16 protein-coding genes are annotated in these 12,496 nt (G+C 68.5%); 8 read left to right on the plus strand and 8 right to left on the minus strand.

What is annotated here, in order from left to right; genetic code table 11:
• On the plus strand, positions 1-251 hold a 251-nt coding region (locus tag AC507J_RS30225), incomplete at its 5' end, for an HNH endonuclease (protein ID WP_496293589.1).
• A gap of 327 nt (positions 252-578) precedes the next feature.
• On the opposite strand, the gene AC507J_RS30230 is transcribed toward AC507J_RS30225, so the two are convergent.
• Positions 579-812, minus strand: coding sequence for a hypothetical protein (locus AC507J_RS30230; protein ID WP_496293591.1), 234 nt, complete (start codon positions 810-812; stop codon positions 579-581).
• Positions 813-928: 116 nt separating this feature from the next.
• Between AC507J_RS30230 and AC507J_RS30235 the strand changes: the two genes are divergently transcribed.
• Complete coding sequence (locus AC507J_RS30235; protein WP_496293593.1) at positions 929-1,438, plus strand: hypothetical protein; 510 nt, start codon at positions 929-931, stop codon at positions 1,436-1,438.
• Positions 1,439-1,666: 228 nt separating this feature from the next.
• On the opposite strand, the gene AC507J_RS30240 is transcribed toward AC507J_RS30235, so the two are convergent.
• The gene (locus AC507J_RS30240) at positions 1,667-2,083 is read right to left on the minus strand and encodes a GntR family transcriptional regulator (RefSeq protein WP_496293595.1); all 417 of its coding nucleotides are present in this window, start codon (positions 2,081-2,083) and stop codon (positions 1,667-1,669) included.
• A 235-nt stretch (positions 2,084-2,318) separates the two neighbouring features.
• Between AC507J_RS30240 and AC507J_RS30245 the strand changes: the two genes are divergently transcribed.
• Genes AC507J_RS30245 through AC507J_RS30255 form a run of 3 tightly spaced genes read left to right on the plus strand, consistent with a single transcriptional unit; the run spans position 2,319 to position 5,067 of the window.
• Positions 2,319-2,708, plus strand: coding sequence for a DivIVA domain-containing protein (locus AC507J_RS30245; protein WP_496293597.1), 390 nt, complete (start codon positions 2,319-2,321; stop codon positions 2,706-2,708).
• Positions 2,708-2,959 (plus strand): hypothetical protein, encoded by a 252-nt coding sequence (locus AC507J_RS30250; RefSeq protein WP_496293599.1) that lies wholly within the window; start codon positions 2,708-2,710, stop codon positions 2,957-2,959. Before AC507J_RS30245 ends, AC507J_RS30250 begins: the two co-directional genes overlap by 1 nt.
• Positions 2,956-5,067, plus strand: a complete 2,112-nt coding sequence (locus tag AC507J_RS30255) for a hypothetical protein (RefSeq protein ID WP_496293601.1) — start codon at positions 2,956-2,958, stop codon at positions 5,065-5,067. The genes AC507J_RS30250 and AC507J_RS30255 overlap by 4 nt, the downstream gene beginning before the upstream one ends.
• On the opposite strand, the gene AC507J_RS30260 is transcribed toward AC507J_RS30255, so the two are convergent.
• Positions 5,060-5,962 (minus strand): cellulose binding domain-containing protein, encoded by a 903-nt coding sequence (locus tag AC507J_RS30260; protein WP_496293603.1) that lies wholly within the window; start codon positions 5,960-5,962, stop codon positions 5,060-5,062. The genes AC507J_RS30255 and AC507J_RS30260 overlap by 8 nt on opposite strands.
• A gap of 102 nt (positions 5,963-6,064) precedes the next feature.
• Here AC507J_RS30260 and AC507J_RS30265 point away from each other — a divergent pair, with 102 nt between their 5' ends.
• Positions 6,065-6,250, plus strand: a complete 186-nt coding sequence (locus AC507J_RS30265) for a hypothetical protein (protein WP_496293605.1) — start codon at positions 6,065-6,067, stop codon at positions 6,248-6,250.
• Positions 6,251-6,517: 267 nt separating this feature from the next.
• Here AC507J_RS30265 and AC507J_RS30270 read toward each other — a convergent pair whose 3' ends face one another.
• The gene (locus AC507J_RS30270; protein WP_111219789.1) at positions 6,518-6,880 is read right to left on the minus strand and encodes a PH domain-containing protein; all 363 of its coding nucleotides are present in this window, start codon (positions 6,878-6,880) and stop codon (positions 6,518-6,520) included.
• 246 nt (positions 6,881-7,126) lie between these two features.
• On the opposite strand from AC507J_RS30270, the gene AC507J_RS30275 reads away from it, so the two are divergent.
• Complete coding sequence (locus tag AC507J_RS30275) at positions 7,127-8,584, plus strand: TIR domain-containing protein (protein ID WP_496293608.1); 1,458 nt, start codon at positions 7,127-7,129, stop codon at positions 8,582-8,584.
• Here AC507J_RS30275 and AC507J_RS30280 read toward each other — a convergent pair.
• Complete coding sequence (locus AC507J_RS30280) at positions 8,581-9,051, minus strand: NUDIX domain-containing protein (RefSeq protein WP_496293610.1); 471 nt, start codon at positions 9,049-9,051, stop codon at positions 8,581-8,583. The two genes, AC507J_RS30275 and AC507J_RS30280, sit on opposite strands and share 4 nt — an antisense overlap.
• Before the next feature lie 198 nt (positions 9,052-9,249).
• Positions 9,250-9,576 (minus strand): 4a-hydroxytetrahydrobiopterin dehydratase, encoded by a 327-nt coding sequence (locus AC507J_RS30285; RefSeq protein ID WP_496293612.1) that lies wholly within the window; start codon positions 9,574-9,576, stop codon positions 9,250-9,252.
• Positions 9,577-9,758: 182 nt separating this feature from the next.
• On the opposite strand from AC507J_RS30285, the gene AC507J_RS30290 reads away from it, so the two are divergent.
• Positions 9,759-10,199: a (deoxy)nucleoside triphosphate pyrophosphohydrolase gene (locus AC507J_RS30290; RefSeq protein WP_496293614.1), complete on the plus strand. Its 441-nt coding sequence runs from the start codon at positions 9,759-9,761 to the stop codon at positions 10,197-10,199.
• Between the two features lie 81 nt (positions 10,200-10,280).
• Here AC507J_RS30290 and AC507J_RS30295 read toward each other — a convergent pair whose 3' ends face one another.
• Positions 10,281-11,189: an endonuclease domain-containing protein gene (locus AC507J_RS30295; RefSeq protein WP_496293616.1), complete on the minus strand. Its 909-nt coding sequence runs from the start codon at positions 11,187-11,189 to the stop codon at positions 10,281-10,283.
• Positions 11,190-11,364: 175 nt separating this feature from the next.
• Complete coding sequence (locus AC507J_RS30300) at positions 11,365-12,423, minus strand: succinate dehydrogenase/fumarate reductase iron-sulfur subunit (protein WP_496293618.1); 1,059 nt, start codon at positions 12,421-12,423, stop codon at positions 11,365-11,367.
• Positions 12,424-12,496: the final 73 nt, after the last annotated feature.

Consider the following 12,496-nt stretch of genomic DNA (forward strand, 5'->3'; position numbering starts at 1 on the left):
GCGGCGAACACCGCGTGGACAACGGGCTGTTGCTCAAATCCGATGTGCACATCCTCTTCGACCGCGGTTACCTCGGCGTTGATCCGAAATATCGGCTGATGGTGAGCCCTCGACTGCGAACCGAGTTCGGAAACGGTGACCAGTTCTATGCGAAGGCGGGCACGCAGATCGCTCTGCCCGAGCAGCGCCGTGATCGGCCGAAGGCCGAGTTCCTGGAGTGGCACCTGGACACCGTCTTCAAAGCGGCCTAGCGCTTGACGGCCTCGCCAGTCGTGTCAGCTTTCGGCGGGGCGGGTGGTGGGCAGCTTCGTCGGCCAGCATCCGCCACGCATGCTCGTAGGCGGCGAGCCAGCCAGTCTCGGCTTCCTGTCCATGGTTGCCAGCTTGCCGCTCCACCGAGCGCTAAACGGCGTTCTCCGGTCGGTGCTGGCGGTGGTCGCCTCTGCCTCGACCCGGCGGGACTGCGCATCCCGCCGGGCCCGTCCGACCGCCAGGACGCTGATTTCACAGTGAAATAAATATTTCGCTGTGAAATCACGCCTGTTCACGAATGGGCTACTGATGCGGCAGCGCGCGTATCAACCGGACGCTTCGCTAGCTTTTTCGTCGAGGAAGACGCGAGTCGCGCCGGGCCAGTTGACCATAACTCCGCCCTTGCCGTCCGCCAGATCGGGTGCGCTCACCGTCTCAGCGCCGACGGCCTGAGCGCGTTGTACCACCTCCGGCGGCAGCGGCGACGTATCGCGACTGCGCAGGAAGAGATCCCGATCGTCCTTGCTGAGGCTGTCCCACCATTTTTCCAGATCAGTCATGCCTGCCACGCTATGCCGCCTCCGCAACACCTTTCACGTCGGCTATTGACCCGGCTCCCTAAGGTGTGAGAGATCGGCGAAGAATCCACATCAGGCTTACACGGGAGGAAAGCACAGTGGACGGATCTTCGACAATCGTCATCACTCCGGGCACGATCACCGGGATCGTGGCGATCGCCTCTGACAACACCTTCACGCACGTCTACCCCGACGTGCGGCAGATGATCGAGGACGGGTTGGGCGATGCCGACACCCGCCGGGGTGCCCTGGAGTTCTTTAGCGCGGCAGGCCACCGATTGGTGCCGGTGTTCGGGCCGGCCTGGCAACTGGTCGATCTACGGGACAGCGGCGACGAGCCCGACACCGACCGGCTGCGCCATCGTCTCGCCGCTGTGGTGGAACACGTCGTGACCTACCTCAGGAAGCATCCCGAACTCGTTGAGGCATCCGGTCTGACGCTCGATGAGGCGATTCTCCAGCTGCCTCGACCGGCCGAGCAGAACCTCGCCGAAGTCCTGGCCCGCTTCCCACACATCGACGCCACCGACGACGGCGAAACGCCCCGGCCGTTCAACCGGGGAGGCTGGTTCCACAACAGTCTGCACGCCGCCGGATGGACGCACTGAGAGGGTCGTTAAGTGGCCCGATTCAGCAATCGGGCCACTGCCAGGTCAGGCTGCTTCGAGAGCCGCCGCCGCTCGATCGAGCTAGTTCCCCAGTGCTCGTCGCCGCGTCGGCAGGACGACAGCAGGTTTGACCAGCCCACCCCGCGCGAGCTTGGCGACATTCTGTGTCTCATTAGGTGCGTAGCGCAGGCGCGGGTCGCGTGTCGCGGGAGTCTTCTCGAGACGGTGTCAGCGGGACTTTGGTCGAGTCAGGATGACCTCGTCGCCAGGCAGCACCTCAACGCCGCCTTTCGCATCGCGGACTTCGAGCACTGGTACGCCCTCATCGAGTCCGAGGTCGCGTCGTTCGGCTCCGGTCGGCATCCTGGTGATCGCCGAGCTGCCGGCGGCGAGTTCAACGCTCCTGCGCTCGGTGCTCTCCCGGACGTAGCTGCCGTGTCCGCGCACCGTCCGAACAAGTCCCTCGGAGCGTAGGAGCGAGATCGCCATCCGTACGGCTTCTCGCCCGATGCCGTGCTCCTGCGTCAGCCGTGCCTCGCTCGGCAGGGCGCTTCCCGGCGTCAGCTCGCCGGCTTCGATCCGCGTCCTGAGCAGGTCGGCGAGCTGCACGTAGACCGGCGTGTGGGAGCGCGGATCGATCGACATACCGAACCAGCCTTGTTCCCCCGTGGCCAGGACTGGTTGTGCCCCCGAGCCCCCGTCCGTATAGTCGCAGTCACCAACGGTGTTCGGATGAGAACTCAGATGAGATCCGTCGCCGGTGAACTGCTCTGGTTCCGTACTGCCGGTGGGCTGCGGTTTCAGGGCGGTGGGTACCCGCCTGCCCGGGTTGGCGGGTGCCCACCTTCGACGATTGCCACGCGGCGGAGGGGGACGGGTCATGGGCTTCTTCGGGCGGAAGGGCCGGCGTAGGCAGGGCAGCCGGCCTGAGCGGGCCGGGCGGCACGCGGCCGGCGGGGGAGCGGGGACGACAAAGAGCTCGAACCAGCGACCCGGGTACTACCGGTCGGCGGCGTGCCCGCCGCTGCGGCCGTGGCAGGTGCGGGCGTGGCGGTTCCGGGCGTGCCGGTTCCGGGCGTGCCGGTTCGGGCGGCGTGGGCTCGACCCGGACGAGGTGCAGGAGTTCCTCGATCGGGTGGCCGATGACCTGGCCGCGGTGTATGCCGCGCTGGGCAACAGTGTGCAGGAGGCGGTGCGGTTCCGGGACGCGCTGCGGCGGTGGCAGGCCGAGCAGGTGCGGCGGGCAAACGCGGGCGGAGGGCGGTACTGATGCCGCAGCGCTTCGTGATCCATCTTCCGGTGGTGGCCGGGGACCTGAGTGTCGCCGTACGCCTGGCTCGGGTGGTGGCCCGCTGGTCGAGTCTGCTTGCCGCCACCGACCCCGGCGAGACCACCGTGTCGTACGAGGACGAGCAGGGCGTACGCCATCGGGTCTTCTGTGATCTTCGACTGCCCGGCAACCGGCGCTGCCTGCTGCGGGCCGACCACGACGGACCCTGCGCCCGGCGGATGTCCCGGTGAACGACCCGTTGGGGGAGACGCCGTCCGAGCCGCCGCCCGGTGACCGGCTGCCATCCGGCGAGCGGCCACCGTCCGGACCACCGCCTGCTCCGGTGATCGCGTGCACGACCTGTGCCGGCCTGGGGCGGGTGGCGGAGGCGTGCGGGTGTGTCGACGGTGGTGACCGGCTGCTGGTGGGGTGGCTCGACGAGGTCAGTCGGGCGTACCGCGATTGTCAGCTCTGCGGCGGCGCCGGGAGCGTGACGCGGGACTGCGTGGACTGCCGGCGGACCGGTCGACGGCGGGCGCAGCTGGTGCTGACCGTGGCCGATCTTGACAGCGGCGCGGTGGCCTCGGCGAACGTCGTGCCGGGCAGCGTCGAGCCGACGCCGACGCCGACGCCGGGCGTACGCGGCGGGTGGTGCCTGGACCTGACCGCGCTGGTGCGCGACCTTACCGCGATCACCACCGGCACCAGCACCGACAGCAGCGCCGGTGCAGACGTGCTACGGGAACGGAACCGGCCCTGGGAGGCGGCCGCGCTGATCGTGCCGCTGGCGCGGGAGTGGCGGCCCGGTCTGTCGACGCAGCGGCGGCGGGAACTGGAGGCGGCGGCGATCGCCGGGCAGGGGCATCGGCCCTGGTGGCTGCTGCTGGCCCGGTCGACCGCCGGGCCCGCTGAGCAGCCCGAGGCCCGACTGGGGCGGCTCTGCGGGCTGGCCGACCTGCTCCGGCTCGACCTGGTGGTGGAGGCGCGCCGGCACAGTCGTGGCGACCCGACCTGGCACGTGCGTTTCGAGGTGCCGGGCGGGGACGTGCCGGCGCACCCTCCAGGGTACTGGCCGGACCTGCCCACGGCAGTCGCCGCGACCACGGTTTCCGACGCGCTCTTCGGGCTGGCAGAGCGCGGATCGGGCGCGCCCGCGTACACCATTTTGCCTGGTGGTCGGGGGTGGGTCGGGCCGCGGGAGGTGGAGCTGGCGCGGCTCGGTGGCCGGATTGTGGCCGACCTGGGGCGGGCGCCGGGGGCCCAGGCGGTCTGGCGGGACGGGCGCTGGTGGCACCTGCGGCTGGTGGCGGGCGGGAGCACGACCACGCTCACCGAGCGGGACACCGGGCAGGTGGCGCGCCGGCCGGTCGCCCTGCTGCGGCGCGCCGCCGAGCCGCCGGCACCGAGCTGGCAGGGCGTGCCGATCCCGTACGCATCGTGCCCGGACTGCGTGCCCGGCGGTCACCTGGTGCGCTGCGACTGCCGCGACGAGGAGGGCACGGCCGAGGCGGATTGTCGGCGCTGCGGCGGCACCGGGTTCACGCCGGTGGCGGGCGGCTGCCTCCGCTGCCGGGGCAGCCGTCGCCGGTACGCCGCGCTCACCGTCACCGTGACCGACCTGGTGGACCGGGCCGAGCACCAGCTGTGGCTGCCGGGTGACGGGCCCGAGGTGGGACCCGACCATCGGCTCGCCGGCCCCTACCGGCTCGCGGACCGGGCGGCCGATTTCGGCGTACGCCGGGAGGATCTGACCGAGGCCGACGGCGGCCAACCGCTCGCCTTCGAGCTGCGGGAGGGGCTCGTGTTGCGCGGCGGGCCGGACCCGGAGCGGCGGTTCGTGGCCTCGGCCGGCGCCGGGCGGCCCGGTGCCCGGCTGATCGTGGTGGCCCGGCGTCCGGACGTGCCGCCCCTGGCCGACCTGGTCCGGCTCGCCTGCGGGTTGTCAATGTCGGTGCTGGTGGGGGTCTGCGACGACCGGGCGGCCGGGTTGGGGCTGCGCTGGGCGGTGTCGTTGGTGCGCTGCGGCGCGGCACCCGAGTGGGTGGCGCGACCACACCAGCTCACCGTCGAGGCGGCGGTCGGGCACTGCCTACGATTCCTGGACGACGCGGTGCGGACCGCCGTGCCGGCGGAGCCCGACGTGCCGATCCCGGTGCCGCAGGCCCCGGCCGCCGTCGCGCCGCCGGACTCGGTCCCGGGGCTCCTGGCGCTGGCCGAGCACCATGCCGGTCACGAGGTGGCGGTGGAGATCGGCAGGTACGACTGCCGGGTGCACCTGCGCGGGCCGGCGGGCTGGCGGCTGCTCGCCCGCGCGGCCACCCTGAACGGGGCGCTACGCGGGCTGGGGCTGCTCAGCTGACGGTGACCAGGGCGGTAGCAGGTATGCAACTGCTCGTGTCGGCGGTAGCGGTGATGGTGGCGGTGGCACCGGCACTGCCGGGTGCCGCTGACACGGTGATCCGATGTTCCCGGCTGCCCGGCGGCGAGACGGTCGGCGTGACGCTGATCCTGGCGTCGCCGGTGACCGTCAGGAGCAGGCCGGGTGTGCCGCAGACCGAAACGAAGGTCATGGTCGTCGAGCCGCCCTCGGGCACCTGCACCCGCGACGGGCAGGCGATCATCATGGCCGCCGGGGGCGGCGGCACATGCCCGAAGCTGACCGTACGCGAGTCGGCGGTGGCGGCCGGGGAGACGGTGACGACCCGCGCGAAGGTGGTGTGCTGCGTGCTGCCGCGGAGCGCCGGGTGGAACGCTGGAACCTCGATCTCGTACGGCGCTTGGGCGTCGCTGCCGACGAGTTGACCGTTGAGGTAGAAGTCGACCCGGTCGATGGTGCCGACCTGAGCTGTCGCGTCGGCGGTCAGCCGGACCGCACAGACCGACACCAGGACGGCGCCCTCGGTCGGGCTGGTGAGAGCCACCTGCGGTGCCGGCTGCGGAGTCTCGTCACACGGCGCACCGTTGATCGTGCAGATCGGGTCCTGTGGGCTGCCGGTCCAGGTGCCCAGGTAGCCGATGACGACCGAACCGCCGGCAGCCAGGGTGCCGTTCCAGGCTGCCGGGCGCGCGGTCAGCGTGCTGCCCGCGCTGCTCCAGGAGGCGTTCCAGCCCTGCTGGAGGGTGTGGCCGGGCGGAAGGGCCAGGGTCAGCGTCCAGCCCGTAACCGCCGTGTCGCAGGTGTTGGTGATGGTGAAGTCGCGACGGTAACCGCCACTGTCCGGGCCGGTACGCCAGGAGGTGACGGATGTCCTCACGGCCAGGCAGCCGCCCTGGCTGGCGTCATGGCCCTGGGTGGCCCCCTGCGCGGCGTCGTTGTCCCGGGTAGCGTCGTTGTCCCGGGTGGTGGCCTGGGCTGCGTGGCCTTGTTGCGCTGCGTGGCCCTGTTGCGCTGCGTGGCCCTGTTGCGCTGCGTGGCCCTGTTGCGCTGCGTGGCCCTGTTGCGCTGCGTGGGCCGGCCCGGTGGCCGCGATGGTGCCGCCGGTGGCCAGGAGAAGGGCGGCAACCGCGCCGGCCGCTGCCTGCCGCCAGCGTCGGCCTGGTAGGGCGCGGTCGGCTGCCTGCCGCCACTGTTGGCCTGGTAGGGCGCGGTCGGCTGCCTGCCGCCAGCGTCGGCTGGGTCGGGTGCGGTGCGACGACCGGATCGGCGACAGTGGCATAGGGCGGCCCCTTCGATCGTGCGGACGCAGGCCCGCGCACCTCACCTTTCGTGTTTCGCATTCTCGCACTCAAGGGAATCGATGTATATGGCCTGTTGCCCAGCTGGCGCCTGCTGCTCGGCTGATCTCTGCTGTTCAGCTGATGCGTGCTGTTCAGCTGATGTAGTGCAGGATCACGTTGTGTACGTGGTGGCTCTTCTGGTCGCCCCGGAACTCCACCTCGTAGGTGTGCGTACCGACGTGGATGGCGATGGCGCCGGTGGAGAAGAACGAGCCGCCCCAGGACTTGTTGCTGACCACGCTCACGCTGGTGATCTTCGAGTACGGGATGCTGGTGATCGCGTACCGCTTGCCGATGAACGAGCGGTCCTGGATGATCACGCGTCGATCGGTCAGCCCGATGAACCCGGTGCCGGTGCCGACGGCGTCGTAGACGGCGATGATCTGTTCCCCGTCGAGCAGGCCGCTCTGGATCTGCTGGAACTGTTCCTTGCGGTCGTACGTTGCGTTCGCCATGGGCCCACGGTAGACACCGACCGCCAACGCCTGGCGGCCGCCGTCGAGAGCATTTGACCACATTTGTCCATCGGTCCAGATGTGCCTGTCGGTAATCGGCGCGACATTGTATTGGCGGATCGGCGGTACAATGCGCGCTGTGGTGGGTTGATTACAAGACCGAATGGTCGTCTGAGATGGAGTGGATGGGCAATGGATGCTCCTCGCACATCCCCACGAACCAATGGCCAGGATCTCGTACGTGTCGTGGAGAACCTCTTGGGGACTCCGAACTTCGCAGATTTCGTCCGGGCTACTCTGAAAAAGGGTGTCCTGCCTGATGGTCGCTTCGAGGCGCAGGAGTTCGGGCGAAATCAGCATTCGTCGGCCTCCGCCGGGGCGCTGGTGTACGCCCTCTCCAGCATTCCTCTGGTGACGGATGAGACGATCGCTGGCCCGATGGCGGCACTCGACGTGCTGGTAAGTGATTCCGGTGAGGTCAGAGGCCACGATGATCTGGATTATTCGGTTCAGACGTCATGGGCCCTGGCGCAGGTCGCACTCGGCCTCCTCGGCCGACCACAGTTGCTCCCGGCCGGCCCCAAGGCTGGTTCCCTCATTGGCCGGATCTGTCGCGCTCAACAGGCGTCCGGAGGCTGGGCACTGCGCCGCGACGAAACCGACCGGCCAGCCTTCAGCTTCTATCCGACGATGGCCCTCGCTCGTGCCCGTCAGGTCGGGATCACCGAGGAGGGCCTACTGCCCTCCCTGGTTCGCGCACGGCATTACCTCGAAAGCTGTATGGACGACCAGGAGACCGCGATCGAGGAACGCTTCCTCGGGGTCAGGGCGTTACGGTCGCTGTACCGACTCGATGATCCCGGCAACGACCGCCTCGACTGGCTCCGAGGGTGGGAATCGCAGCTACGTGAGGCTGCCTGGTCGAACAATACTGGCCTTCGTCTCCAAGACCGGACCGTGATAGCACATGATCAGCCGATGTGGTACGTGACGTTCTGGCGTCCCTTGTTCTACATGGTGCTCAGGAAATCAATTCCTCCCACAGACCCACTCCAAGCAAGTCTCGGACACGAGTTGATCAGCTGCTTTCGGCCGAACCTGCAGGGGTGGCGGGGGCCGGCCGCCTCCGGCATCGCCGGTGGTGTCTCATGGGCAACTGCATTGGCAACTCTTGCTACCTATCAGCTCGCCGTCGACCTCCATCGCTCGTCCGTCACTCCCCAGGAGTGGCTGGGGCGCTGCCGAGGCTTGGTCAGCAGGCGCTTCGAGTTTGATTTTGCCATCTCGTACGCCGGTGCCGACCGTGCCATTGCGCGGGAGATAAGCGCCACGATCAGGAGTCTCGGGTGCACGGTCTTCTATGATCACGACTACCAGCACGTCCTGCTGGGCGAGGACCTGACCATCTACCTGCAGCGTACCTACTTCAGCAGGAGTCGCTACGCGATCGTAGTGATCTCGGAGGCGTTCATCCGCTCGAAGTGGGGCGCAAACTGGGAGTGGAAAGCGATCCTTGCGCGGATGCAGTCGCAACAGGAGTCATATCTGCTTCCGTATTTTGTCGAAGAGGTCGACCTGCCCGGCTTGAACACGAACATCGCCTACGTGAGCATGGAGAATTTCTCGCCCGGAGCCTTCGCGGAGTTGGTCGTCCGCAAGCTTTTGGCGTCCGCGGCTGAGGCGACCGGTGCCGTTCCTGATTAATTTCGGTGCTGCCTGAGGTGGTGGAAAAGGTGGATTCCGGAGCGAACTTCGTCAAGCAGGCCGGGGATCCAGTTTACTGAATCGAGCGACTCCGCACTGACCCACCCAGCGCCCTGATGTTGCCGTGGATCGGTTCTTGGTTTCGTCGGCTGTCTGATCGAAACGAGGAGCCGTAGCCCTGGAATTACCTTGAAGTTGCCGTCATCGTCCGTTGTCTCGATTTTGTAAGTGCACACCGGCCCCAGGACTTCGCCATCCAGGTCGGCTTCCGCTCTTACCTTACGCAGGACGGCATCGTCGAATCCCTCATTGTGGTTGACCTGCCCGCCGGGCCCTTCCCAATAGCCCGGAAATATCTGTCTGCTGGCCGCTCGATGTAACGCGAGAACGGCAAGCCCGGTCGAAGTGTCTGCCACGCAGATCCCGGCAACATGCACTTCGACAGGTGTGATGCCAAGTTCTCGCACGGTTCCTCCTGGATAGGACTGAGCCGGGGTGTCAGAACACCGGCTGCGGTCCCGCCTCACCGGCTCGCTCAGGAAAGCTCCAAGGAGGTTAACCCAGGACGCGCTGCGTTCGGTGTGGGCGGCGGCTTGCCGGCCAGGGAATCAGGTGAGCAGCCGGAATCCAGGTGGGCGCGGGTTGGTGGGGGCGCGAGCCGGCCCTCACCTCGCGCAGGGATCGTCGCCGGGCTCGGTGACCGCGCGGTAAGCGTCCTCTATCCGGGCCGCCAACAGGACCTCGCCCTCGGACAGGGGCGTGTTGCCGTGTCCGACCCGGATCTGGGTGTGATCGGCGCGCCGGCTGATCTCCGGCCGGAGATGAAGCGCGTCGGCGACCACCTTGACCCGCTCGGTCAGCGCCGCATGCTGAGTGTCGTCGATGACCAGCGTGCGCCGGATCTGTTCGCCCTCGCGCGTCCACCCGTTCAGTAGGGTGAGAGCGTCGCTGAGGTAGTCGTGCTTCGCGCGACCGCCAAACAGCGCACGCATCACCGTACCTCCCAGGCTTCGTTGCCGGCTTGTGGCCAAATCGTCGCCGCCCCGTGTCTTGTCGGTGCATCTAGTTTTACGTCGCATGGGGGGTGTGTCCACGCCCACACTTCTTGGGATTCCTGGCCTGACGGTCGACCAGGCTACCCAAACCGCCAATTGATCTGGCACGCTGGACGGCCGTGCAGACCGAACGGGCCAATAGTGGCGGGCAGGCCGACCGGCGAGAGCCGAAGGTGATCGTTGGAGCGGCGATCATCGAGGACGGGCGGGTGCTGGCCTGCGCCCGATCCGCCCCGCCCGAGGTGGCGGGCCGGTGGGAGTTTCCCGGCGGCAAGGTGGAGCCGGGGGAGAGCGAGACTGCGGCACTGGTGCGTGAGTGCGCCGAGGAGCTCGCCGTACGCGTGGAGGTCGGTGAGCGGGTCGGCCGCAACGTCAAGATGGCGCACGGCCGCTCGGTGCTGAAGGTGTACTCGGCCCGCCTCTTGCACGGCGACCGTCCCCAGGCCCTGGAGCACTCCGACCTCCGCTGGCTCTCCGCCGCCGAACTGGACACCGTCCCCTGGCTCCCCGCCGACGTCCCCATAGTCGCCGCCCTCCGCCCCCTCCTCCTAACCCCCTAACCCCACCCACCCCCTGTTTTTCCGCGTTGACCATGAGGTTGACGGCAGTAGTTGATCTTCAAACTGCCGCTAACCTCATGATCAACGCTGGGGAGAGCGGGGGGAGCGGGGGGAGCGGGGGGAGTGGGGGGATAGGGCTTGGCGGACTACCCAGGGGATGTAGGCCGGGTCCAGGGTGTCCTGCCAGGTGAAGCGGAGGACGGTCCAGCCGGCGTTGACCAGGCGGTTCTGGCGGCGGCGGTCGGCGAAGATGGCTTCCGGAGTTTCGTGCGGGCCTCGGCCGTCGGCCTCCGCGATCACCCTGCCGGCGCGCCAGCCCAGGTCGCCGATGCCGAGCAGGTATCCGTCGTGGTCGCGGACCTCCAACTGCAAGGTGTCCGGCGGCACCCGGCCGTCGACGCAGCGCAGCCTGGAGCGGGTCTCCAGCGGAGACTGGGCCCGGCCATCCGCCTCCGTCAGGTAGCCGCGTGCTGCCGTCGCACCTCGTCTGCGCCTGATCCGGCGCGCGACCGATGCCAGGTCCGTTTTGGCCAGCAGCCCTCGGTTCAACGCCGAGTCCAACAGCGAGACGGCCGGATATCGCCCCACCCGGAGGATGAGGTCGCTGACCGTAGCGACGGCGTCGGTGGCCGGTAGCCCGTTCAGGCTGACCAGTGACTCCGTGGCATGCATCAGCTGGTGCAGCACGACGTGGGGTTGCCTGAGCGGCGACTGCTTGGCAGCCGTCCCGGGCACGCCGATGTGGATCTCGTCGGAGGGTGGAAGGCCGGCAATGCCGTGGAGTTCGGCGGCGGTCCCGAAAACGGCGTACGCAGTCGGCCCCAGCGACAGCAGCGCGGCCCGGACCTGCTGAAGCCGCGTTGGCGCTACCGTCCAGCTGGGCTGCGGAAGATAGACGGCCCGGGCCAGCGACTGCCACCGCCCGAAGGCGACCAGGTTGTCGACCTCATGCCGGGTGAACCCGTGCGCCAACGCCTGCTGGCGGCACACAAGCCCATCCTGCCCCGCCGCAACCTGACGAATCCGCCCCTCGCGATCCACCCCCCGACCCTGCCGCAGCGCCAATACCCGCCGCAGCCCCTGTGGATAACCCTGTCGATCATGAGGTTAGCGGCCCTTTAAAGATCAACTAGTGCCGCCAACCTCATGATCAACGCGGAGACGGTTAGTCCTGGTCGGGGTGGGCGAAGTTTAGGTGCTCGGGGGGGAGCGGGAAGGTCACGTCGTCGCCGAAGGGGGACGGGGCGGCGGCGCGGTCGAAAGTGAGCTCCGTGAGGGGGAGCTTGCCGCTGGCGTCGACTGCCGGGGCGGTCGGGTGCGGGACCTCGCGGTGCCAGTTGACGCCCTGCTGAGCCTGGGTCTCGGCGTGCGGGTCGTGTGAGCCGCCCGCGTGCGAGTGCACGCCGCCGCTGGCGGCGCTGGAGCGCACGGCTCCCGGGGAGTGTTCGCTGGTCACGCTGGTCTGAGGCACCTGACCCCTCCGGAAGATTTTGCTGCCGAGCCACACAAGTGGATCGTACCTGCGGTCGACGACCCGCTCCTTCATGGGGATGATCCCGTTGTCGGTGATCTTGATGTGCTCGGGGCAGACCTCGGTGCAGCACTTGGTGATGTTGCAGAAGCCGAGGCCCTGCTCGGACTGCGCGTACTCCTTGCGGTCGGTCCGGTCGTCGAGCGGGTGCATGTCCAACTCGGCGGCGCGGATGAAGTACCGCGGCCCGGAGAAGGCCGGCTTGTTCTCGTCGTGGTCACGGATCACGTGGCAGACGTTCTGGCACAGGAAGCACTCGATGCACTTGCGGAACTCCTGCGAGCGCTCCACGTCGACCTGCTGCATCCGGTAGTCACCGGGGGCCAGGTCGGGCGGGGGCGCGAAGGCCGGGGTCTCCCGCGCCTTCTCGTAGTTGAACGACACGTCGGTGACCAGGTCCCGGATGACCGGGAAGGTACGCAGCGGGGTCACCGTGATCGTCTCGTTCTCCTCGAACGTCGACATCCGGGTCATGCAGCCGAGCTTGGGCATCCCGTTGATCTCCATGGAGCAGGAGCCGCACTTGCCCGCCTTGCAGTTCCACCGGCAGGCCAGGTCGGGCGCGTCGGTGGCCTGCAACCTGTGGATCACGTCGAGGACGACCTCGCCCTCGTTCACCTCGACCATGTAGTCCCGCAGGTCGCCACCGTCGGCGTCACCCCGCCAGATCCGGAACTGGCGCTTCGTACCCATCAGCGGTTCTCCTTCTCGGCGGCAGCGGCGGGCCCGGCGGTGGCGGGGCCGGCAGCGGCGGCGTCGGTGGCCG

The sequence above is a fragment of the Micromonospora sp. PRAS1 genome (assembly GCF_059553435.1).